Origin of the sequence: Streptomyces sp. NPDC057682 (assembly GCF_042799575.1) — a bacterium.
In the GTDB taxonomy this organism is placed as follows: Bacteria; Actinomycetota; Actinomycetes; order Streptomycetales; family Streptomycetaceae; genus Streptomyces.
Window position 1 is genome coordinate 169,686 of sequence record NZ_JBHVIN010000019.1, and the last position, 23,002, is coordinate 192,687.

Here is a 23,002-nt window from a genome sequence, read left to right on the forward strand (position 1 = left end):
ATGATCGATCAAACGATCAGGATTCCCTGTGACTTCACATCGGAAGCCGCGGAGGAGAACGATGACCGGCACCCTTCCCGTCCCGGCCGACGCGGGCCACCGGCCGCGCGCCGCGCTCGCCATGCGGGCGGACACCGCGACCGCGCTGCTCGGCCCCGACGCGCTGGCGGCCCTGTCCCGGGTGTGCGAACTCGCGCCGCTGCCCGTACTCGACGACTTCACCACCGACCGGGCGCGGGCCGTGCTCGCGGACACCGAACTGCTGATCACGGGCTGGGGCTGTCCGCCTCTGGACGACGCCGTGCTGGCGGCCGCGCCGCGGCTGCGTGCCGTGGTCCACACGGCGGGCAGCGTGCGCGGCCACATCACGGACGCCTGCTGGGAGCGCGGCATCGAGGTTTCGTCGGCCGCCGCGGCCAACGCGCTCCCGGTCGCCGAGTACACCGTCGCGATGATCCTGCTCTCCGGAAAGCGGGCCCTGGAACGCGCACACACCTACCGGACCGAACGCCGTCGCGACGACTCGCTCACCACCTCGCCCGCCCTCGGCAACTACGGTCGCACCGTGGGCATCCTGTCCGCCTCGCTGATCGGGCGCCGGGTCGTCGAGCTGCTGCGTCCCTACGACCTCCGGGTCCTACTGCACGATCCGTACGTCTCCGAAACGGAAGCGAAAGAGCTGGGCGTCCGATCGGTCACGCTGCCGGAACTCTTCGCGCAGAGCGACCTGGTGAGCGTGCACACCCCGCTGCTGCCCGCGACGCGCGGGCTCGTCAGCCGTGAACTCCTGCTGTCCATGCGGCCGGACGCCGTGCTCGTCAACACCGCCCGGGGCGCGGTCGTCGATCAGGACGCGCTCGTCGACGTACTCCGGCAGCACCGGATCCGGGCGGTCCTGGACGTCACCGACCCCGACGCGCTGCCCGCCGGGCACCCGCTCTGGGACTGCGAGAACGCCCTGATCACCCCGCATCTGGCGGGCTCCCAGGGCAATGAATGGCAGCGCCTGGTCGATCTCGCGATCGCCGAGACGGAGCGCTGGGCCGCAGGCGACGGCTTCGCCCATCCCGTACGACGCGAAAGGCTGGCGTTCCTCGCATGAGCGCTCCGCATCCGCACGTCCCGCTGGAACTCCCCGCCGACGACCGGGTACTCAGCCCACGGACCGGCTACACCCGGGCGCACTGGGAGGCGGCCGCCGACGGCCTGTTGAAGGCCGCCTGGCGGTGGGCCACCCCCGGCGGAGCGCTGTTGGACCTGCCGGGCCGCCCGTCCGCCTCCGGGGTGCGGTCCGACGGTCTCGAAGGGTACGCGCGCACCTTTCTGGCGGCCGCGTTCCGGGTTGCCGGGGCCGGCGGCGCGGACCCGCACGGCTGGATCGGCCGGTACGCGGACGGGCTCGCCGCAGGCACCCGTACACCCGGCCGTGACGACGCCGAGTCCTGGCCGCTGATCCGGGACCACAGGGTCTTCGGCCAGCCCATGGTCGAGTCCGCCTCGGTCGCCATCGGGCTGCGGCTGACCCGCCCGTGGCTCTGGGACCGGCTGGACCCGGCCGTGCAGGACCGCACCGAGGAGTGGCTGAGGGGCGCGCTGCGGCACACGCCCGCGGCGAACAACTGGTATCTGTTCCCGTACACGGTGGCCGGGTTCCTGGAGTCCGTGGGCCGGGGCGACGCCGAGACGGCGCGCGCCCGGGAGCGGGCACGCGCGCTGATGGAGGTCTGGTACCGGGGACAGGGCTGGTACGCCGACGGCGACGGCCGCGCCTTCGACCACTACAACGGCTGGGCGCTGCACCTCTATCCGGTGCTCGACGCGTATCTGTCCGGCGAAGCGGAGCCCGCCGCGCTGTACGGGGCGCGGCTGCGCGAGCATCTGGAGAGTTTCGGCCTGCTGTTCGGCGGGGACGGGGCGCCGGTGTACTTCGGCCGGTCGCTGACCTACCGCTTCGCGGCGGGTGCGGCGGTCGGGCTCGGGGCGGTGACCGGGGACACCCCGTTGACGGCGGGGGCCTCGCGCCGGGTGATCAGCGGAGCGCTGCGCTACTTCCTGGACCGGGGTGCGGCCGGCACCGACGGTCTGCTGAGCCTCGGCTGGCACGGACCGCACGAGGCGACGCTCCAGCCCTACTCCGGCCCCTCGTCCCCCTACTGGGCCTCCAAGGCCTTCGTCTCGCTGCTCGCTCCGGCGGACCACCCGCTGTGGACGGCGACCGAGGAGGCCGCACCCGCCGAGGGCCCCGACCGGGTGCTCGCCCTGCCGGCCCCCGGGCTGCTCGTCCAGTCCACCCGGGCGGACGGCATCGTCCGGCTGCACAACCACGGCAGCGACCACCTCCGGCCGCACGAGGGCGAACTCGCGGCGCAGGACGATCCGCTGTACAGCCGTCACGCGTATTCGACGGTCACGGGCCCCACCGCGCGTGCCAACGACGCCGACAACCATCTGGCCGTGGTCGTCGACGGTCTGCGCAGCAGGCGCCGCGCGATCCGTCCGCTGGGCGCGGGCGGCGGTGACGGCTGGGCCTGGGCCGCGTCCTGGCACATGCCGGTGTTCCCGCACGGAGCGTCGACCGAGCCGGGGCTGCGTGTGGAGAGCGTCACGGTGGTGCGCGGCCGCTACGAACTGCGGGTGCACCGGGTGTGCTGCGCTCCGCCCGGGGCCCGGGTCGAGGAGACGGGCTGGGCGACCGGCCCGGAGTCCGGGCTCACCTCGTCGCTGCACGGTCTGCACGGGTGGGAGGAGCGGGACGAGATCCGTGCCCCTCAGGGCACGGCGTACACCCCGTGGGCCGTACTTCCCCGGCTGGGCGCGGACTCCGACGGCACGAAGGTCCTCGTGGCACTCGCCTCGCTAACGGCCGAACCGGACGCGGCCGGTCTCGACACGGTGGTGAGCGCAGTGCGGGTCGACGGCGACGCGGTCGAGGTGACCTGGGCCGAGGACGCGGCGAGGACCCGGATCGTCTTCGGCCCGGTGACCGTCAGCCACGGCTGAGAAGGGGCGGGAGCGGGGTGCGCGGCCCGACCGCCGCACACCCCGCGGGTTCAGACGTCGGTACGGATGACGACCACCAGGGTGCGCGGCCCGTGCACGCCCTCGACGCGTTCGAGTTCGATGTCCGAGGTGGCCGATGGGCCGCTGATCAGGGTCGTCGGCCGCTCCGGCACCAGCCGTGCCACGGCTTCCGGTACGCCGACCTCGACCGTCGACAGATCGACGACGCACACATGCAGGTCGGGCACCAGCGAGAGGGCGCGGCGTCCCTGGTCGGGCGAGCCGTCGAGGAAGATCGTGCCCGTCTCGGCGCAGCTCACTGCGGAGGCCGTGACGACACCGTCGAGGCCGCCGAGTGTGGGGGCCGGGATGTCGGCCGAGTCCTGCTGGACCTCGCCGTCGTAGGCGGTCAGCCACTGGGGGTCGAGCCCCGGGGGGACGCCGATCCGGCGGGCTTCCAGACCGGTCAGCACGTCGGCCACGACCTCGGCCGTGCGGTCCGCGGTGGTGGTGCGGACCCGGGCCTTGTAGTCGACGAGCCGGTCGGTGAAGAGGGCGAGGCACTCGTCGTCGGGGAGGGTGCGGCCCGTGCGGTAGGCGCGCGGCACCTCGGTGCCGGCCGCGGGGGCGAGGGCCAGTGCGTCCCGGACGCGGCCCAGTACGGTTGCGCGGGCGGTCGTCACTTCTCTTCCTCCTGCTGCCGGTTCGGTACGGGTGCCTCGGCCGCCGCGGCCCGCATGGTGGCGCGGCCCTCGTCGGAGGCCAGCCAGGAGCGGAAGGTCTCCTTGGGCGGTGCGGGGGTGTCGCGGCTGTCGCTCCAGCCGTTGAACGGTGGCGGCAGGTGGGAGATCTTCCCGTCGCGTCCGGCGATGACGCGGCCGAGCCCGGACGCCTTCTGTGCGGCGGTGAACAGGGCCGGCCGGCCCATGACCCCGGCCGCCGCCTTCATCGCCAGCTTCTCCGCGGTGGTTCCGGCCTGTTCGGTGTGCTGGTGGCGGAGTTCGACCAGGAGCGAGGGGATGTCGATCTTGACGGGGCAGGCGTCGAAGCAGGCGCCGCACAGGCTGGAGGCGTACGGGAGCGAGCTGTTGGGGTCGTCCTTGGCCGCGTCCATCCCGGCGAGCTGGGGGGTGAGGACGGCGCCGATGGGCCCGGGGTAGGTCGATCCGTAGGCGTGGCCGCCGGCGCGTTCGTACACCGGGCAGACGTTGAGGCAGGCCGAGCAGCGGATGCAGTTGAGCGCCTCCCGGCCGACCTTGTCGGCGAGGGCCGCCGTGCGTCCGTTGTCGAGGAGCACCAGGTGGAAGGTCTGGGGGCCGTCGCCGGGAGTGACGCCGGTCCACATCGAGGTGTAGGGGTTCATGCGCTCGCCGGTGGAGGAGCGCGGCAGCAGCTGGAAGAAGACCTCCAGGTCCTGGAAGCGCGGGAGGACCTTCTCGATGCCCATCACGGTGATGAGGGTGTCGGGCAGGGTCAGGCACATGCGGCCGTTGCCCTCGGACTCGACGACGGAGAGGGTGCCGGTCTCCGCGATGCCGAAATTGGCGCCCGAGACGGCGACCTTCGTCGTCATGAACTTCTCGCGCAGATAGGCGCGGGCCGCGGCGGCGAGGTGGGCGGGGACGTTGTCGAGTGAGGGGTCGACGCCGGGGATCTCCTTGAGGAAGATCTCCCGGATCTCGTCCCGGTTGCGGTGGATCGCGGGCACGAGGATGTGCGAGGGCTTGTCGTGGGCGAGCTGCACGATCAGCTCGGCGAGGTCCGTCTCGTACGCGGTGATGCCGACGGATTCCAGGTGCTCGTTGAGGCCGATCTCCTGGGTGGCCATCGACTTGACCTTGATGACCTCGTCGCTGCCGGTCTCCTTGACCAGCCGGGCGACGATCTCGTTGGCCTCGACGCCGTCGCGGGCCCAGTGGACGGTGCCGCCGTGCTCGGTGACCTTGCGCTCCAGCTCCTCCAGCAGTTCGGGGAGGCGGTTCATGGTGTCGGTCTTGATGGCCGAACCGGCGTCGCGCAGCCGCTCCCAGTCGGGCAGTTCGGCGGTGACGGCCAGCCGCTTCGCGCGGATGGTGTGGGTGGCGCGGCCGAGGTTGCGGCGCAGCTGCTCGTTGCCCAGTTCGTCGTGGGCGGCCTTGGGGAACTTCCGGTCGCCGCGCAGGTTGCCGGTGCCGTACGGGGAGCGCGGCGGGGTCGCGGGCATGCCGAGGAAGGTGCTGCTGCTCATCGGGCGGCCTCCGTCGGGGCGTACGGCGCGGTGCGGGTGGAGGAGAGGATCTGCGCGAGGTGCAGGGTGCGGGTGCCGGACCTGATCCGGGAGAGTCCGCCGCCGATGTGCATCAGGCAGGAGGAGTCCCCGGCGGTGCACACGGCGGCGCCCGTGGTGGCGATGTTGCGCATCTTGTCCTGGAGCATCGCGGTGGAGGTGTCGGCGTTCTTGACGGCGAAGGTGCCGCCGAATCCGCAGCAGGCGTCGGCCTCGGGCAGTTCGACGAGGTCGATCGCGTCGACGGCCCGCAGCAGCCGCAGCGGCTTCTCACCGACCCGGAGCATGCGCAGGGAGTGGCAGGTGGGGTGGTACGTGACGCGGTGCGGGAAGTACGCGCCGACGTCGGTGGCGTCGAGCACGTCGACCAGGAACTCGGACAGCTCGTACGTCTTCGCCTTGACGGTGGCCACGCCCGCGCGGAGCGCCGCGTCCCCGTACCGTTCGGCGACGATCTCGTGCTGGTGGCGGACCGAGCCCGCGCAGGAGCCGGACGGCATGACGACGGCGTCGATGGAAGTGTCGCCGAACTGCTCCGCGAAGTTGCGGACCAGGGGCACGGGCTCGCGCTGGTAGCCGGTGTTGACGTGCATCTGGCCGCAGCAGGTCTGCCCCGGCGGGAACACCACGTCGTGGCCCAGGCGGGCGAGCAGCACCGCGGTGGATTTCACCGCCTCGGGGAAGAGCGTGTCTCCCAGACAGGTGGCGAAGAGTCCGATACGCATAGGAGTCTCCCCGGGTCGCAAGTTGTGGTCCGACCATACTACCCTCCGTCCGATTCTCCGAGGGTGAAGCGCCGTCGATTTCCCGCTCAACCCCGGGCGAGCAAGCGCTTTCTCCCCTTTGACACCTTCGCTCCGTCGGAAAGTGAACTACTCGGCAATTGGTCAGACCTTATTGACATACGACATATGCAGTGTCCTACTGATCGCGGAACCAGCTGTCGGCTGCCACCCCCCACCTCGCGCCGCCGGTGCACTCATGTGCCCCCGCGCTCCCCGGGACGGGGATCCGGTACCCCTCCCCCGGCTCGCTCCGCCCCGCCCCGTACCACTCAGCGAGGAGTCATCCCGTGGCCTCCGCACCACCCGCCACCGTGCTTGCTTCGTACACACCGGACGTCCATGCCGTCGCGGACAGCCTCGTGGCCACCGCGCTGGTGAGCCTCATCCCTCTCGCCATGTTCTTCGTGCTCCTGATGGTGGCGAAGCGTTCGGCGCTGGTGTCCGCCCTGGGCTCGGTGGCGACCGCCCTGCTGGTGGCCGTGTTCGGCTTCGGGATGCCCGTCGGGCTCGGCCTGCTCTCCGCCTCCCAGGGGCTCGTCTTCGGCCTGTTCCCGGTGATGCTGATCGTCGTCGCGGCGATCTGGTTCTACGAGCTGACGGTCGTCAGCGGCCGCTTCGAGGACCTGCGCCGCTCGTTCAGCTCGGTGGGCCGGGGCGATCTGCGCGTCCAGGCCATGCTGATCGCGTTCTGTTTCGGCGGCCTGCTGGAGGCGCTCGCCGGCTTCGGCGCGCCCGTCGCCATCACGGCCGTGATGCTGATGGCGCTCGGCCTGCCGCCGGTCAAGGCGGCGGTGACGGTCCTGCTCGCCAACACGGCGCCGGTGGCCTTCGGCGCGATGGCCATCCCGGTCACCACAGCGGGCAATCTGACGGGCATCCCGGCCGACGACATCGCCGCGGTCATCGGCCGCCAGTCCCCGCTGCTCGCGCTGTTCGTTCCGCTGCTGCTGCTCTTCGTGGTGGACGGCACGCGGGGCATCCGCCAGCTCTGGCCGATCGCCCTGGTCACCGGAGCGGTCTTCGCGCTGGCCCAGTTCTGGTGCTCCGGCCACTTCGCGTACGAGCTCACCGACGTCGTCGCCTCGCTCGCCGGGTTCGGCGCGGCCGTGCTGATGCTGCGCTTCTGGAAGCCCGCCACCCCCGACGACCAGCGCTCGCAGGTCGAGACGGAGACGCTCACCCGGCACCGCGTCGTCTACGCCGTGCTGCCGTACCTGCTGGTCATCGTCATCTTCGCGCTGGCCAAACTGAACGTCGGCGGGATCGACGTGCCGGCGCTGCTCGCCCACGCCAATCTGACGATCGAGTGGCCCGGACTCTACGGCGAACTGCTCACGAAAGGCGGCGAGCCGTCCTCCAGCGCGATCTACAAGCTGGAGGTGCTGGGCAACCCCGGGACCCTGCTGATCCTCTCGGGCATCCTGGTCACGCTGGTCTACCGGTTCGCCAAGGACCGGGACAGCTATCCGATGACCGGCGGCATGGCGCTGTCCGCCGCGGGCCGCACGCTGAAGAACATGCGGGTCGCCATCGCCACCGTCGCCACCGTGCTCGCACTGAGCTATGTGATGAACCAGTCCGGCCAGACCGTGGCCATCGGCACCTGGCTGGCGACGGCGGGCGGCCTGTTCGCCCTGCTCTCACCAACACTCGGCTGGCTGGGCACCGCGGTGACCGGCTCCGACACCTCGGCCAACGCCCTGTTCGCCAATCTCCAGCAGACCGCAGGCCAGACCGCCGGGATCGACCCGACGCTGCTGGTGGCCGCGAACACCTCGGGCGGTGTGGTCGCCAAGCTGGTGAGCCCGCAGAACCTCACGATCGCGGCGACGGCCGTGGGCATGCCCGGCTCGGAACGCATCCTGCTCCGCAAGGTGGCCGGATACAGCATCGGGATGCTGGCCATCCTCTGCGTGCTGGTCTACCTCCAGTCCACGCCGGTCCTGTCCTGGATGCTGCCGTAACGGGGCGGGCCCCCGTGCTACGCGGTGCCGTCGGCCCCGTCGCCGGCGGCACCGGTCCGGTCCTCGTCGACCAGCGTGCCGTGGAAGCCGCGGATATGGCGTTCGGCCAGGTCCGCCGCGGCCTCCCCGTCGCCGGCGCGCACCAGCCGGAGCAGTTCCGCGTGCTGGCCGTTCAGGGCGGCCCGGGTGGCCGGCCAGTCGTCGACCTCTTCGAGCGCCTTCAGAATGAGCGGCCGTACGGACTCGCGCACCGCGGCCGTCAACGTCGAGGTGAGGGCGTTGCCGGAACTGCTGGCCACCCTGACGTGGAACTGGGTGTCGAGTTCGTTGAACTCCTCGGGCGCGATGTCCGCACGCGCCATGCCGTCGACCGCGGCACCGGCCTCCGCCAGGTCCTCCTCGGCCGCGTGCGTCGCGGCGGCGGCGAAGCTGGCCCGCTCCAGGGCGACCCGGGCCTCCATCACGTCGTGGAGGCTGTAGCTGCCGAGGGCGAAGTGGAGGCGCAGCAGCCGGCCGAGCGCGTCGTCGGGGTTGCGCACGATGCGGGCCCCGGAGTCCGGGCCCCGGCCGGGCTGGGCGACCAGCACGCCGATGGTCTCCAGGACCCGGAGGGCCTCGCGCAGGGCGGAGCGGCTGACGCCGAAGACGGGGGCCAGCTCGCGCTCGGGCGGCAGCCGGTCGCCGGCCCGCAGCTTCCCCGCGAAGACCTGCTCCTCGATGCTCTGCAGTACGAGTTCATGGGTGCGGGACTGCCGTACGGGCTGCCATTCGACAGGCATCCGCCGCCCCTGTTCCCCGCTCCGGCCTGAATCCATGAATCCGACTATGTCACACAGATCATGTGGTCGGACCGGAGTAAGGGCATACCGCCGTACGCACCTCAGGCGGGCGGGTGTCCCCCGTGGGTCGGGGTGCCCTGGTGGAAGTACATGCGCCAGCCGGCGTCCGGCGAACGGCGCCAGACGGAGCTGCGCCGGACCCGGCGGTCGCCGTGCTGCGCGACATAGGTCAGGTGGACGATGTCCGGGGCCAGGCGCACACCACGCATCTCGCTGGTGACGGTCGGCCCGGTGCCGTCGTCGGGGGCGGAAGTGACGGCCAGGACAGAGGTGCGGTCGTAGCGGCGCCCCGAGGCCCCGAACTCCAGGAACTCGGGGTCGAGGAGGGCGGTCACCTCGGCGTCCGACGCCCGCACGCGCGGGTCGAGCAGCCGCAGTTCGCCCGCGACGGCCGCGCGGACGGCCGCCTCGTCGTTCTCGGTCGTACGGTTCATCCGGTCCATGCGGTGACCCTAGGCGGTCGCCCGCTCCGGGCGCACGGCGGTTTCGCCGGACGTCGCGTCGGGTCAGGAGAGGACGAGCAGGTCCATCCAGCTGACGGCCGGCCGGCCCGGTTCCCCGGCGGCGGCGCTGCGCAGCCGCAGCATGCCGCGTTCGAATTCGGCATCGGTGAGGCCGCGCAGCTTGGCGTCGGTGTCGCGCCGTATCCGGTCCGCGAAGTCGGCCAGGCTCGGCGCGCTCTCCTGCGGTACGGCGTGCAGGGCGACCCGGGAGAAGCCGGCGGTGGCGAAGGCCGCGCAGGTCTCCTCGACGGTCGGATATCCGTCGACGATGCGTTCGGCACCGGGGAAGAAGCGCACCCGCAGATCACGCGCGCAGCGGCCGGGGAAGGAGTTGCGGACGAGGACGGGGGCGCCGGGCCGCAGCACCCGGCGCAGTTCCGCCGCGGCGGCCTCCAGGTCGCCGATGTGGTGGACGACGGAGCCGAGCCAGGCCGCGTCGGCGCAGTCGTCCGGGAGGGGCAGCGCCTCTGCGCGGCCGTCGTGCACGGAGATGTCGTCGGTGCGCGGGATCAGCGCGCGCATGGCGTCGGAGGGCTCCACGGCGAACACCCGGGCGCCGAACCAGTCGGCGAACGCGGAGGCGAAGGCGCCGGTTCCGGCGCCGACATCCACGACGGTGCTGCCGGGGCGCAGATCGATCTCGGCGGCCACGGCGGCGCGCCAGGCGGTGAGTCCGTCGCGCGGTATCTCGCGGGCGTGCCGGTAGTCCTCGGCGAACTGGCGGTCGGCAGCGGTCGTTTCCATGGTTCCTCGTTCCTGCCGCGCCCGGCCCGGCGCGGTCGTCGGCGGCGGGCCGCTTCGCGGCGGATGCTAGCGAGCGACCGCATCAATTGTCTAGACCATACGGGCCGGACCGGTGCGCCCGGCCGTGCACCCGCACGTCATCGGCGCGCGTCCGCCGGCGCGGCCACCGGCCGCAGGACCACCGGCAGTTCACGGTATCCGTTGGCGATGAACGAGGCCTGCGGGCGGAGTTGGCCCTCGGGTACGGCCAGGGCGAGGTCCGGGAAGGCGTCGAACAGTGCCCGTAGCGCGATGTCCGCCTCCATCCGGCCCAGGGGCGCGCCCAGGCAGAAGTGGACGCCGTGACCGAAGGCCAGATGGTCCGGGGAGACGCGGGTGGCGTCGAACTCGCAGGCCGTGTCGCCGTGGAGGGCCGGGTCGCGGCCCGCCGCGCCGAAGGCGAGGAGGATCGCCTCGCCCTTCCTGATGACCACGTCCCCGAGGTCGATGTCCTCGACCGCGTAGCGCAACGGCATGTGCATGATGGGTGCTTCGAGGCGCAGGGTCTCCTCGATCACCGCGTCCCAGCCGATCCCGCCGGAGCGCACCAGGGCGAGCTGATCCGGATGGGTGACCAGGGCGACGACGGCCTTGGAGATGAGATTGACGGCGGTCTCGGATCCGGCGCCGATCATCAGGAGGAGGGTGGAGACGAGCTGTTCCTCGTCGAGCTTCGCCTCGCCGTCGCGGGCGGCGATCAGATCACTCGTCATGTCCGGTCCGGGGTCCGCGCGTTTGGCGGCGATCAGATCGGCCATGCAGGCGAGCAGTTCGCCGTAGTCGGCGGCCGCGCGCTCCGGCGGGGCACCGGTGTCGAGCGCGGCGTCGATGACCCGCCGCACCCGGGCCCGCATGGCGGCGGGCACCCCGAAGAGATCGCAGATGACCTCGGTGGGGATCACATAGGCGAACCGGGCCCGCAGATCGACGCTCTCGCCGGGGGCAGTGGTCCGGAGGCCGGTGATCAGCCGGTCGACGAGAGCGCGCACGAGGGGGCGCAGCGATTCGGTGCGCCGGGGTGTGAAGGCGGTGGCGATGAGGTTGCGGAGCCTGCGGTGTTCGTCGCCGTAGGAGGTGAAGGCGCTCACCACGCGCACCCAGACGTTCAGGGACCATTCCTGGGGCACCGCGGCGAGCGCGGGCCAGTGCTGCCGGGCGTCGCGGGAGACCCGCCGGTCGGCGGCGAGCCGGCGGACGACGTCGTGCCGGGTCACCGACCAGGCGACGACGTCGCCGGGCAGCCCGACGAGGGTCGCGGAGCCTTCGGTACGGAGCCGGGCGGCCTCGGCGTGGAGGCGGGTGCCGGACGAGTCGAGGACGGGGCAGCGTCCGGATTCCATGCGGGTCCCTCTCCCTGACGTGCCTCGGCCGTGGCGACGGTGCCACCGCGACGCACACGGGGCGACGCCGGGTGACTGGGCACCAGCATGCGCGGGGCACCGCGCACCGACAAGACACCGAAGCGGACAATCGTGACATCGGACAGGAGTGGCCCGAAATCACCCCCGCCGGGGGGCGGGCCGGGCCGCGGTGCGCGGACCTTGGCCCGTCCGACCCGATTCATAGGATTCTCACGCAGCCCGGATACGGTGGCCTGCGTGACGCAGACGAGCCCGCCCGGCTGGCATCCAGACCCCGGGTACACAGGTTATGGCCCCCTCCAGGAGCGCTGGTGGGACGGCACGCAGTGGACCGACCACCTCAGGGTCCCGCCGTCCGCGGTCCGCAGCCGCCGGATACGCATCGGCGTCGGCATCACCGCGGCCGTGGTGGTCCTGGCCGCCATCGGCGGCGGAGTCGTGCTCCTCGACGACGATTCCACGGCGTCGGACGCGAAGGCCTCGGCCCCGTCCGACGGCCCCTCCTCCGCGCCGAGCCGGCAGCCCGGCGGACCGGGCGGCCGGGGCGGTGGCGAGGACGGGGGAGGCAATGGGAACGGCGGCGGGAACCAGGCCCCCGACCAGCAGCTCCCGAAGACCGAGGACGGCTACGCCACCGACCTGGCGAGCGGCATCAGCATCCCGGTCCTCGACGGCTGGAAGGGCGAGTCGGGCATGGGCGCCGGGGTGACCACCGGCACGTACAAGTGCCCCGGCGACAGCGGCGAGAGCTGTGTGCGCGGCGGGGTGTTCTCCGTTCCGGCGGCGGCGCTGAAGCTGACCACGAAGACCGCGAAGGCGACGGCCGAGAAGGACATCGCGGCCAACGCCGAGGAGTCGTACGGCGAGAAGATCTACGGTGGCATCACCTCGCACCGGCAGCTGAAGTCCGAGAGCGTCACCGTGGCCGGACAGCAGGGCTACCGGGTGCGCTGGCAGGTGGTGACGAAGACCGGCGACGACGGATACGTGGAGTCCCTGGCCTTCCCCTCGCCGCACTCCCCCGACATGCTGATCGTCGTCCGCTCCGGCTTCGACATCAATCCGAAGGCGCCCGCCCTGTCCGATCTGGACAAGATCACCAAGGGCATCAAGGCGGCCTCGGGCACGGGATCGGGCCCCGGCACCAACGCGTAGCGCGTACCGGCCACGACGACAGGCGGAGCGGCCCGGGTGAGTACCCGGGCCGTCCGGTCTGAGTACGCCGCCCCATCCCGCCGTGCCCGGTCGGCGCTGGAATGGGGCCATGGCTCCCGAAGCACCCCGCCCGCGCATCCGGAAGATGGCCGGCACCGGCACCGCACTGGCCGTCAGCCTGGCCCCGTTGGTGATCGGTGTCCTGATGGCCCGCACCCTGGCACTCGACCCGCACACCCCGGTCAACGCGCTGATCACCCGCAATCCCCAGGGCTCGGGTGTCTCGCCCGCCGAATGGCGCGACTGCGGGCGCAGCGCCCTGCGCAGCGCCCGCCGGTGGCGGCCGTCGGCGCCGCGCGGGCTGTCGCGGCGCCCGCGATCGGGGCGGCGCCGCCCGGGTCAGCGCTTCCGGTAGACGAAGACCGGCCACGGCCGGTCCGTGGCCCGCTGCCACGCCCGCACGACGGCCTCGTTCCGCCGGGCCTCGGCGAAGGCCACGGCGCAGACCGCGTGGGCGTCGGGCCGCTCGGTGCGGCCTTCGAGATCCCACAGCCGGCGCAGGGCCGCAACCGTCTCGTCGGTCCGGCCCGCGTCGAGGTGGCGGACGGCGATCCGCGCGAGCGCGGGGGCGAGCACCGAGCGGGTCGCGGCGCCCGGACGCGCTCCGGTCTCCCCGTCCTCGTCGGCAGGGTGACCGGTGAAGGAGTCGAGGGCCTCGACGAGCACGGGCTCGTGGCCGACGGAGCCGCCGGCGACCAACTGCGCGCAGAGAGCCAGGTGTTCCTCGCGCAGGACCTGTTCCCGGGTGTGCTCCCCCGCCCGTTCGAGGTGACCGGCGAGTCCGTCCAGGGCGAGCAGGAGCAGCGCCCCGTCGCCGGGGCCGGTCAGGGTCCGGCAGGCCGTGACGGCTTCCTCGGCCGTGGCACGGGCGCGGGTCGGCTCCCCGGTCGCGTCCAGGCACCGGGCGAGGTCCACCAGGAGGGCGGCGCGCAGGGCGGCCAGCTCCGGTGCGACCCTCAGCATGAGGGGGGTGAGCTGTTCCAAGGCTTTGCCGCCCGTCTCCACCGCCTCCCCGAACCGGTCGAGTGCCCGCAGCGCGCCGGTCAGTTCCCCCAGGGCCCTGGCGCCCAGCGCGTGCAGTCTCGTCTGTTCGAGGAACCTCGCCTCCTCGAACGCCGCGCGGCACCGGCGGTACGCCTCGACGGAGTCGGTGGTGCGGCCCAGCCGCCCGAGCACCCAGGCGCGGGCGCGCAGGGCCGCGACCAGACTGCCGGGGCGTCGGCCGGTGCCCCGGGGCGGTGCGGTCCGGTAGGCGGCCTCGGCTCGGTCGGCCGCGGTCAGCGCCTCGTCGAGCCGTCCCAGGGAGGCGAGGCAGAGGGCGCGGACCAGTTCGGCGTAGGCCGTGGGACGGGCGGCGGTGGGGAGGTCCGGGACCGCCAGGGACTCGTCGGCGGTGGTCAGCGCCTCGTCGTAGCGTTCCGCGTCGAGCAGGAGTCCGGAGCGGAGCACCAGCGAACGGGCCAGCAGTGCGGCGTGGTTGAACCGCTCGCGGCCGACGGCCCACCGGGACAGGCGTACCGCCTCGGCGTTCAGGGCCAGCCGTTCGCCGAGCGGGCGGGGCCGCAGCAGCACCCAGCGGGGCGAGGACACACGGATCAGCGCGGCGACGAGCAGCGCGGTGCCCGGCCGCCGGCCGTCGCGTCCTGCGGCCGCGCGCAGGAGCGGCAGGAGCGTGCGGACCACGGGCGCTCACCTCCTCGGCACTCGGCGGTCGTTGAAGTGACACCCCGGGAGACGGCATGGTTGCGCGCCGCGCGCCACGGGTTCGTCCCCGTACGGCGACGGGACCGCCACAGCGCCGGAAAACCGGTTCCCCCGCCGCGCCCGGCTCCCTAGACTCGCTGCGCACCCGCACCGCGGCAGCTCGCCGCCGTGCACACCGTGATCATCGAGGGGAGACCGGCCATGCGTGAGCGCACCGCCGTCGTCGTTCCCCCGTCGCGGTACGAGGTGATCCTGGTGTCCAGGTCCGCCCGGCGCCGGCTGCGCGGCCGGCCCCGGACACCCTGACGAACGCCTGATCCCCACCTGCTTCCTGACGCACCGTCTCCTGCGGCACCGGCCTGGGACGCCGTGCCGCGCGACGGTCGAGGGGATCCTCCGGCCCCGGCGGGGCCGCTTCGTCCGGGCATTCGCGCCGTCTTCTTCCGGATCACCCCGAAAGGCACGGACCGTGCGTACCGAACCCCACCGCAAGCTCACCAGCCCGCTCGACCGGGTGCGCAACCTGGGCATCCTCGCCCATGTCGACGCCGGCAAGACGACCGTCACCGAGCGGATCCTCTACGCCACCGGCACGACCCACAAGCGCGGCGAGGTCCACGACGGCACCACGATCACGGACTTCGACTCCCAGGAGCGCGACCGCGGGATCACCATCTTCGCGGCGGCCGTGACCTGTTCCTGGGCGGGTCACCGCATCAACCTCATCGACACACCGGGGCACGTCGACTTCGCCGACGAGGTGGAGCGTTCGCTGCGGGTGCTCGACGGGGCGGTCGCCGTCTTCGACGCCGTCGCGGGCGTGGAGCCGCAGAGCGAGTCCGTCTGGCACCAGGCCGACCGGTACGGGGTGCCCCGCATCGCGTTCGTCAACAAGCTGGACCGGGCCGGTGCCGACCTGGACGCGGCCGTCGCCTCGATCCGGGACCGGCTGCGGACCGTTCCGCTCGTGGTCCAGCTGCCGATCGGCCGGGAGGACGGTTTCACCGGTGTGGTGGACCTGGTCCGCATGCGGGCGCTCGTCTGGGCCGACGGCCGGGACACGTACGAGGAGGGGGAGGTTCCCGAGGAGCTGCGGGACGAGGCCGGGCGGCGCAGGCGGCTGCTGGAGGAGACGGTCGCCGAACTGCATCCGGAGGCGCTGGAGGAGTTCTGCGCGCGTGCGGCGCTCGCGGACACGACGCTGGCCGCCGCCCTGCGGGAGCTGACCCGGACCGGTGAGGGCGTGGTGGTGCTGTGCGGTTCGGCGTACCGCAACCGGGGGGTCGAACCGCTGCTGGAGGCCGTCGTCGCGTACCTCCCCTCGCCGCTGGACGTGCCGCCGGTACGCGGCGCGGCCGGTGACGGGGAGCAGGAGCGGGCCGCCGATCCGGCGGCACCGTTCGCGGCACTGGCGTTCAAGGTGAGCGCGGGCCCGACGGGCCGGCTGACCTATCTGCGGGTGTACTCGGGCACGGTCGGGAAGGGGGAATCGGTGCTGGACGCCGGAACGCGGCGTACGGAGCGCATCGGCCGGATCCTGCGGGTCCGGGCGGACCGCCATGTCGATGTGGACACGGCGGTGGCCGGGGACATCGTCGCCGTGATCGGTCCGAAGGCCGCGCGGGCCGGGACCACGCTGTGCGCGCCGGACGCCCCGCTGGTCCTCGAACCGCCCGTGGTGGCCGATCCGGTCGTCTCGGTGGCGGTCGAGGCACGGCGGAGCACGGACACGGAACGGCTGATGGCCGCGCTGGTCCGGCTGGCCGAGGAGGACCCCTCGCTGCTGGTGCGCACGGATCCGGAGACGGGTCAGACCGTGCTCTCCGGCATGGGCGAGCTCCATCTGGAAGTGGCGGCGGAGAAGATCCGCCGGGATCTGGGACTGGAGCTGCGGGTCGGCCGTCCTCAGGTCTCCTACCGGGAGACGGTCGGGCGGGGCGTGTCGGGTCTGGTGTACCGGCATGTCAAACAGGACGGTGGCGCGGGGCAGTTCGCCCATGTCGTCGTCGACGTCGAGCCGTGGGAGGCGCAGGAGGACGGGAGTGCGGGCGGGGCGGAGTTCGCGTTCCGTTCGTCCGTGACCGGGGGCCGGGTGCCGCAGGAGTACGTACGGGCGGTCGAGGCCGGCTGCCGGGACGCGCTGGCGGAGGGTCCGCTCGGCGGCCATCCGGTCACCGGGCTGCGGGTGACGCTGACCGACGGCGCGACCCATCCGAAGGACTCCTCGGAGATGGCGTTCCGTACGGCGGGGCGGTTCGCTCTGCGGGAGGCGCTGCGCGCCAGCGCCATGGTGCTGCTGGAGCCGGTGGCGGAGGTCACCGTGACCGTGCCCGACGAGTCGGTGGGCGGGGTGCTCGGCGATCTGGCGGCGCGGCGCGGCCGGGTGTCCGGTTCGGAGGCGCGGGCCGGTGCGGTGGTCGTCACGGCGACCGTGCCGCTGGCCGAGCTGTTCGGCTACGCCACGGCGCTGCGCAGCCGTACGCAGGGCCGGGGCACGTTCACCACCCGGACGGCCGGGTACGCCCCGGCTCCGGCGGCGTCCGTCGCCCGCTCCGGCGGCTGAACACCGGCAGGGGCCGGCCCCGCCCGTCACGGGTGGGACCGGCCCCTGCGGGACCTGCGAGGTAAGTCCGGTGGCCTGCCCGTTCGTGCGAGCGGGCCACCGGGGCCTGGGGTCCGGCGGTCAGTTCGCCGGAACGGGGAACGTCGGGTACTCCACGCCGGAGACGTACTGGACGACCCGGACGACCTGGCACGAGTAGCCGAACTCGTTGTCGTACCAGAGGTAGAGGATGGCGTTGTCGCCGTCGACCTGGGTGGGGCCCGCGTCCACGATGGAGGCGTGCCGCGAGCCGATGAAGTCGCTGGACACCGCGTCGGGGGCGGTCGTGAAGTCGATCTGCCGCTTGAGCGGCGACGTCAGCGACACGTCGCGGAGGTATTCGAGGACCTCGTCGCGGGTGGTCTCGCGGCCGAGCTTGAGGCTGAGGATGGCGATCGACACGTCCGGCACGGGCACCCGGATGGAGCTGCCCGTGATGGTCGCCTCCAGGTCCGGGAGGGCCTTCGCGACGGCCGAGGCGGCACCGGTCTCCGTGATCACCATGTTGAGCGGCGCGGAACGGCCGCGGCGGTCGGAGCCGTGGTAGTTGTCCAGCAGGTTCTGGTCGTTGGTGAACGAGTGGATCGTCTCGACGTGGCCGCGCAGCACCCCGTACTCGTCCGCCATGGCCTTCAGCGGAGGCACGATCGCGTTGGTGGTGCAGGAGGCGCAGGAGATGATCTGCTCGTCGGGCTTGATCATGTCGTGGTTGACGCCGTGCACGACGTTGAGGACGTCGCCCTTGCCCGGGGCCGTGAGGACGACCTTGGCGATGCCGGGACGCAGGTGGAGGGAGAGGCCCTCGCGGTCGCGCCACTTGCCGGTGTTGTCGATCAGGATGGCGTCGTCGATGCCGTACGCCGTGTAGTCGACCGACGTGGGGTCGTCGGAGTAGATGACCTGGATCTCGTTGCCGTTGGCGACGATCCGGTTGTTCTCCTCGTCGACGGTGATGGTGCCCTGGAACTGTCCGTGGATCGAGTCGCGGCGCAGCAGCGAGGCGCGCTTGACGATGTCCTGGCCCTTGCCCTTGCGGACGACGATGGCGCGCAGCCGCAGTCCGTTGCCGGAGCCGGCCTTCTCGATGAGGAGCCGGGCGAGGAGCCGGCCGATGCGGCCGAAGCCGTACAGCACGACGTCGCGGGGCTCGCGGCGCTCGATCTTGTTCTCGCCCGTGGCACCGGCGACGGCGTCGGCGGTGAACTCGGCCTCGGACAGACCGCGGTCGTCGGCCTTGTGGAGGGCGGCGAGCATGCCGATGTCGATCTGCGAGGGGCCCAGGTCGAGCGTGGTGAGGGCCTGGAGGAAGGGCAGCGTCTCGGTGACCGAGAGCTCCTCGCCGTCGATCTGCCGGGCGAAGCGGTGGGTCTTGAGGATGCTCACCACCGACTTGTTCACCAGGGAGCGGCTGTGGAGGAGGACGGTGACGTCCCTCTCCCGGTGCAGCTTCCCGATGATCGGGATCATCGACTCCGCGATCTCCTCGCGGTTCTTCCAGTTGGTGAACGAGTCGTCATTGACAGTCACAGGTTTATCTTTCGAGCTAGGCGGCGCTCATATGGTAACCCGTCGCTCTTTCGATCATGCCGGGGGTGTTCGAACGGCTTCATACGACCGACACGAACCCGTCATACGCGATCCGGAATGCGGGGGCGCCGGTGTCCGGTTCCCCCTGCATGACCTTAGGAGTAGCGCTCAGCGCGACCGCGTCCGAGAACCAGATCGACACCACCGTGGACCTCGCCCGGGAGGCCGCCGCCGCGGGGCTGCGGTCCGCCTGGTTCGGGCAGACCTTCGGCGCCGACTCCCCGCAGCTCGCGGCGATCGTCGGCCGTGAGGTGCCCGGCCTCCAGGTGGGCACCTCGGCGATCCCGGTCTTCGGGCGCCATCCGCTCATCGTCTCCAGCCAGGCGCAGACGGCCCAGGCCGCGACCCACGGGCGCTACCACCTCGGTCTGGCGCTCGGCACGAAACCGCTGACGGAGACGGGCTTCGGCATCCCCTACGAGCGGCCGATCGCCCGGCTGCGGGAGTTCCTGACCGCGCTGCGGCAGCTCACCGAGGAGGGGACGGCCGACTTCCACGGCGAGCTGATCACCGCCTCGACGCCGCTCCCCGCCCGCGTCCCGGGCGCCGAGGGCGGGGTCCCGCTCCTCGTGGCCGCGATGGGTCCGCAGGCGCTCCGGGCCAGTGGCGAACTGGCGGACGGGATCCTGCCCTATCTGGCGGGGCCCCGGGCGCTCGCCGAGCACATCGTCCCGGCCGTCACCGCCGCCGCCGAGGCGGCCGGCCGGCCGGCGCCGCGCATCGTGGCCCTGGTCCACGGCGTGGTCACCGACGATCCCGGGGGCGCCCGCGCGCTGGCGACGGAGCAGCTGGCGTTCTACGAGCAGTTCCCCTCGTACGCGCGGGTCATCGAGCTGTCGGGCGCCCGTCGGGCCGGGGACGTGGCCGTGATCGGCGACGAGAAGGAGGTGGCCGAGGAGGTACGGCGCTACCGGGACGCCGGGGCGACGGAGGTGGTGTTCTCCGGCACGGACCTGGCCGGGGAGCCGAACCGCCGCCGGACGTGGCGCCTGCTCGGGGAACTGGCGGCGGGGTAGGCCGGGCGGCGCTTTCGGAGGGGGGCAGCGACGGTACGTTCGGACGTCTCCGCGTCCGGGGGGGGGCGGGGCGTTCGGAGGGCGGGGCGTCCGGGGCCGGGGGACGGCGTGTTCGGAGATCGCCGCGTCCAGGGGGCGGCTCGTCCGAGGGCGGCGCGTCCGGACGTCGCCGTACAGCCCCGGCCCACGGCTCGTGGGGGACGGGCCACCGGCACCACCCGGTCCCCTGTCCGCACCCTGTCCCGCCCCCGGGCCGCTCTGTCATGATCACCGCTGGAACGGGCGGGCGGGGCCGGACGGCCCGGGGCGGGACGGTGAGGGGGAATCGGTGTGGCGGTCGGGGGCGGGCCGGACTTCGTCGGCCGGGAGTCGGAGGTCGCGGCCCTGGGGGAGGCGGTCGCCGCGGGCGCGGCCCTCGTCGTGGTGGAGGGCGAACCCGGCATCGGCAAGAGCCGGCTGGTCCGCCAGGTCCTCGGCGCCACCACCGGGACCGTGCTGTGGTGCACCGCGCCGCCGCTCTCCGAACCGTTCCCGCTCGGACCGGTCGTGGACGGTGTCAGGCGGCTCAGTCCCGACCGGGTCCCGGACGGGCTCAGCCCGATCGCCGGCGCGCTGCGCCCCCTCTTCCCGGAATGGGCGGCGCTGCTCCCGCCGCCGCTCGACCCGCTGGAGACGGCCGGGGCCACCCGCCACCGGCTCTTCCGCGCCCTGGCCGAACTGCTGGACCGGCTCGCCGTGGACGTCCTGGTCGTCGAGGACGCGCACTGGGCCGACACCACCACGCTCGAACTGCTCCTCACCCTGGTCGCCTCGGGCACCGGCACCCGCTCGCTCGTGGTCACCTTCCGGCCGGACGAGATCGCCGGGGCCCCCTCGCTGCTGCGGCTCACCTCGCGCGCCCCGGTCGGGGTGCGCCGGGTCCGGATCGCCCTCGGACCGCTGTCGGCCGCGGAGACCGGCCGGCTCGTGGGCTCGATGTTCGACGGTGTGCGGGTCTCGGCGGACTTCGCGGCGTTCCTGCGCGAACGCACGGACGGCGTGCCGCTGGCGGTGGAGGAGTGCGTGCGGCTGCTGGCGGACCGCCGCGACGTCGTCCGGCGCGGGGGCCGCTGGATCCGCCGGGTCCTGGACGACCTCGAAGTACCCGCCACCGTGCGCGATTCCGTCCTGGAACGGCTCACCCGGATCACGGGCACGGGGCGCGGGCTGCTGGAGGCGGCCGCGGTGCTCGGTGTCCCGGCCGACGCGGGGCTGCTCTCCGAGGTGGCCGGGACGACGCCCGAGGGGACGGCCGAAGGGCTCGCCGTGGCGCTCTCCTCGGGGCTGCTCCAGGAGAGCGGGGCCGGCCGCTTCGTGTTCCGGCACGGCCTGGACGCCCAGGCGGTCGGCACGTCGATGCCCGTCTCCCGCCGCCGCGCCCTGCACGCCCGTGCGGCGGCCGCCTGGCAGCGGCGGGCCCCGGACGCGCTCGAACGGCTCGCCCACCACAGCCGCGAGTCCGGCGATCCGGTGGCCTGGTCGCGGTACGCGGAGGCCGGGGCCGATGTGGCGCTGGAGTCAGGCGACGACCGCGATGCCGTCGCCCTGCTGCTCCAGCTCCTGGAGACCGATCCGGACCCCGTCTCCCCCTGCGACGGCGTGGAGGGGCCCGCGGGCCGGCGCCGCCGGCTCGCCACCAAGCTGGGCGAGGCGGTGTTCTACGGCGGGGCCGCCCTGGGTGACCTCATGGACACGGCCGTGGACGCGATCCGCTCGGTCATCGACGATCCGCGTCTGGACCGCGCCGACAGCGGTGAACTGCGGCTGCTGCTGGGCCGGGTGCTGTGGCGGGCGGGGCGCCGCCCCGCCGCGTTCGCCGAGTTCGAGGCGGCCGTGCCCGCGCTGCGGCACCGCCCGGACCTGGCCGGGGTGACCATGTGCAGCCTCGCCATGCCGGTGGTCCCCGACTGGCCGGCCGCCCGCCATCTCGACTGGCTGCGCCGCGCGGAGGACCGTGCCCGGCGTGCCGAGTCGGCCCATCTGCGCATCGCCGTCTCCACCGCCCGCGCCGCGACCCTGCTGCTGCTCGGCGACGCCTCGGCGTGGACGGCGGTACGGGAGCTGCGCCGCCCGGAGGACGCGGGCCCGCGCGATCTGGGCGTCCTGGCCACCGGTCTGCTCAACGTGGCGGCGGCCGCCCTGCCCTGGGGCCGTTACGACGAGACCCGGGAGCTGCTGCGCGCGGCCGCCGCTCTCATCCCGGACGCCGAACACCACCGGGTCGCCGAGGGTTCGCGGCTGATCGAGGCCCTGCTCGCCTGGCACACCGGTGACTGGGACGGGCTCCCGGCCGCGATGCGCCGGCTGGCGGACGCCGAGACGACGGAGCTCCACGACACCCTGGTGGCCCGGGTGCTCGCGGGTCTGGTCACGGGGGTCACCGCACCGGCCGCCGACGACGGCACGGCACTGCGCGACGCGGCCCGGGAACTGGACGCGCTGGGCATCGCCGAGCCGGTCGCCCTGCTCCCCCGGGCGCTGCTCGGCCGCCGCGCCCTGCGGGACGGGGATCCGGGGGCGGCGCTGGAGCTGACGGAGCCGGCCGCGCGGGCCGTCGCCGCCAAGGGCGTGTGGCTGTGGTTCGCCGATCTCGCGCCCGTCCACACGGAGGCGCTGGTCCGCCTGGGGCGGGAGGGCGAGGCCGTCTCGTTCGCCGCCGCGTTCCGGGCCGCCGCCGGCCCTTCGCCCGCGCCCGCCGCGGCGGGCGCTTCGTCGCTCTGCGCGGCGGTCCTGGCCGAGCACGGCGGCGACCCCGCCGGGGCCGCCGGCCACTACCGGGCCGCCGCCGAGGTCTGGGCAGCGCTCCCCCGCCCGTACGACGAACTGCTGGCCCTCGAAGGGCTCGGACGCTGTCTGATCGCGGCGGGCCGGGAGGACGGGCTCGATGTGCTGCGCGCCGCGCATCCGAGGCTCACGGCCCTGGGGGCCGCCCGGGACGGGGACCGGATCGCGCGCGTGCTGCGGGGCGCGGGGGACGACGTGGTCCGTCCCTGGCGGCGCGGGCGGCGCGGGTACGGGGACGCGCTCTCGCCGAGGGAGCGCGAGGTGCTGGCCCTGGTGGCCCGGGGGCTGACCAACCGTGAGGCGGCCGAGGCGCTGTTCCTGTCGCCGCGGACCGTGGGCCGCCATCTGGGTTCGGCCATGCGGAAGTTGAGGGTCACGACCCGGACGGCGGCAGCCATGGCGGCGGCCGAGGCCGGACTGCTCGCGGACGACCGGGACGGCTCCGCCCCCGCCTGAGCGGCGTACCGCCTCCGTTCCCCCGCCCCGGACGACCCACTCCAGGGGCGGCCCCCATTGATTGGGTCATCCGGACACTCGCACGGCGGGCCCGGCGC

General features: G+C 73.4%; 17 protein-coding genes. 8 read left to right on the forward strand and 9 right to left on the reverse strand.

Going from position 1 to position 23,002, the window contains the following annotated elements:
- The first annotated feature begins 61 nt into the window (after positions 1–61).
- Positions 62–1,102 (forward strand): hydroxyacid dehydrogenase, encoded by a 1,041-nt coding sequence (locus tag ACFVDM_RS30705; RefSeq protein WP_383647982.1) that lies wholly within the window; start codon positions 62–64, stop codon positions 1,100–1,102.
- A complete protein-coding gene (locus tag ACFVDM_RS30710) occupies positions 1,099–3,000 on the forward strand; it encodes a DUF2264 domain-containing protein (RefSeq protein WP_383647985.1) in 1,902 nt (633 codons plus the stop codon). The genes ACFVDM_RS30705 and ACFVDM_RS30710 overlap by 4 nt, the downstream gene beginning before the upstream one ends.
- 50 nt (positions 3,001–3,050) lie before the next feature.
- Here the strand turns inward: ACFVDM_RS30710 and ACFVDM_RS30715 are convergent, their stop codons facing one another.
- From ACFVDM_RS30715 to ACFVDM_RS30725, 3 genes are read right to left on the reverse strand one after another with little or no spacing between them, the layout of a single operon-like run.
- On the reverse strand, positions 3,051–3,683 hold the full coding sequence (locus ACFVDM_RS30715; RefSeq protein ID WP_383647988.1) for a lactate utilization protein C: 633 nt from the start codon (positions 3,681–3,683) through the stop codon (positions 3,051–3,053).
- A complete protein-coding gene (locus ACFVDM_RS30720; protein ID WP_383647990.1) occupies positions 3,680–5,227 on the reverse strand; it encodes a LutB/LldF family L-lactate oxidation iron-sulfur protein in 1,548 nt (515 codons plus the stop codon). Before ACFVDM_RS30720 ends, ACFVDM_RS30715 begins: the two co-directional genes overlap by 4 nt.
- Entirely contained in the window at positions 5,224–5,991 is a 768-nt protein-coding gene (locus ACFVDM_RS30725; protein ID WP_383647993.1) for a (Fe-S)-binding protein, read from the reverse strand. Before ACFVDM_RS30725 ends, ACFVDM_RS30720 begins: the two co-directional genes overlap by 4 nt.
- A gap of 347 nt (positions 5,992–6,338) precedes the next feature.
- Here ACFVDM_RS30725 and ACFVDM_RS30730 point away from each other — a divergent pair, with 347 nt between their 5' ends.
- Positions 6,339–8,015: an L-lactate permease gene (locus tag ACFVDM_RS30730; protein WP_383647996.1), complete on the forward strand. Its 1,677-nt coding sequence runs from the start codon at positions 6,339–6,341 to the stop codon at positions 8,013–8,015.
- A gap of 17 nt (positions 8,016–8,032) precedes the next feature.
- Here ACFVDM_RS30730 and ACFVDM_RS30735 read toward each other — a convergent pair whose 3' ends face one another.
- The 4 genes from ACFVDM_RS30735 to ACFVDM_RS30750 form a co-directional block, all read right to left on the reverse strand.
- Positions 8,033–8,794, reverse strand: a complete 762-nt coding sequence (locus tag ACFVDM_RS30735; protein ID WP_383648001.1) for a FadR/GntR family transcriptional regulator — start codon at positions 8,792–8,794, stop codon at positions 8,033–8,035.
- A gap of 101 nt (positions 8,795–8,895) precedes the next feature.
- Complete coding sequence (locus ACFVDM_RS30740; RefSeq protein WP_383648003.1) at positions 8,896–9,297, reverse strand: DUF4440 domain-containing protein; 402 nt, start codon at positions 9,295–9,297, stop codon at positions 8,896–8,898.
- 63 nt (positions 9,298–9,360) lie between these two features.
- Positions 9,361–10,101, reverse strand: coding sequence for a class I SAM-dependent methyltransferase (locus ACFVDM_RS30745; RefSeq protein ID WP_383648005.1), 741 nt, complete (start codon positions 10,099–10,101; stop codon positions 9,361–9,363).
- 137 nt (positions 10,102–10,238) lie between these two features.
- Positions 10,239–11,480 (reverse strand): cytochrome P450, encoded by a 1,242-nt coding sequence (locus ACFVDM_RS30750; RefSeq protein ID WP_383648007.1) that lies wholly within the window; start codon positions 11,478–11,480, stop codon positions 10,239–10,241.
- A gap of 258 nt (positions 11,481–11,738) precedes the next feature.
- On the opposite strand from ACFVDM_RS30750, the gene ACFVDM_RS30755 reads away from it, so the two are divergent.
- Together ACFVDM_RS30755 and ACFVDM_RS30760 are read left to right on the forward strand one after the other, a co-directional pair.
- The gene (locus tag ACFVDM_RS30755) at positions 11,739–12,656 is read left to right on the forward strand and encodes a DUF2510 domain-containing protein (RefSeq protein WP_383648009.1); all 918 of its coding nucleotides are present in this window, start codon (positions 11,739–11,741) and stop codon (positions 12,654–12,656) included.
- 109 nt (positions 12,657–12,765) lie between these two features.
- Complete coding sequence (locus ACFVDM_RS30760) at positions 12,766–13,071, forward strand: hypothetical protein (RefSeq protein ID WP_383648012.1); 306 nt, start codon at positions 12,766–12,768, stop codon at positions 13,069–13,071.
- Here ACFVDM_RS30760 and ACFVDM_RS30765 read toward each other — a convergent pair.
- Entirely contained in the window at positions 13,056–14,399 is a 1,344-nt protein-coding gene (locus ACFVDM_RS30765) for a hypothetical protein (RefSeq protein ID WP_383648014.1), read from the reverse strand. The genes ACFVDM_RS30760 and ACFVDM_RS30765 overlap by 16 nt on opposite strands.
- A gap of 490 nt (positions 14,400–14,889) precedes the next feature.
- Between ACFVDM_RS30765 and fusA the strand changes: the two genes are divergently transcribed.
- Positions 14,890–16,983: an elongation factor G gene (gene fusA, locus ACFVDM_RS30770; protein ID WP_383648016.1), complete on the forward strand. Its 2,094-nt coding sequence runs from the start codon at positions 14,890–14,892 to the stop codon at positions 16,981–16,983.
- Positions 16,984–17,103: 120 nt separating this feature from the next.
- Here the strand turns inward: fusA and ACFVDM_RS30775 are convergent, their stop codons facing one another.
- Positions 17,104–18,549 carry a glyceraldehyde-3-phosphate dehydrogenase gene (locus tag ACFVDM_RS30775; protein WP_383648018.1) on the reverse strand — a complete coding sequence of 482 codons (1,446 nt, stop codon included), beginning with the start codon at positions 18,547–18,549 and terminating at the stop codon, positions 17,104–17,106.
- 149 nt (positions 18,550–18,698) lie between these two features.
- Here ACFVDM_RS30775 and ACFVDM_RS30780 point away from each other — a divergent pair, with 149 nt between their 5' ends.
- Positions 18,699–19,625 (forward strand): LLM class F420-dependent oxidoreductase, encoded by a 927-nt coding sequence (locus ACFVDM_RS30780; RefSeq protein ID WP_383648021.1) that lies wholly within the window; start codon positions 18,699–18,701, stop codon positions 19,623–19,625.
- A gap of 330 nt (positions 19,626–19,955) precedes the next feature.
- Positions 19,956–22,904, forward strand: a complete 2,949-nt coding sequence (locus tag ACFVDM_RS30785) for an ATP-binding protein (protein ID WP_383648023.1) — start codon at positions 19,956–19,958, stop codon at positions 22,902–22,904.
- The last annotated feature ends 98 nt before the right edge of the window (positions 22,905–23,002 follow it).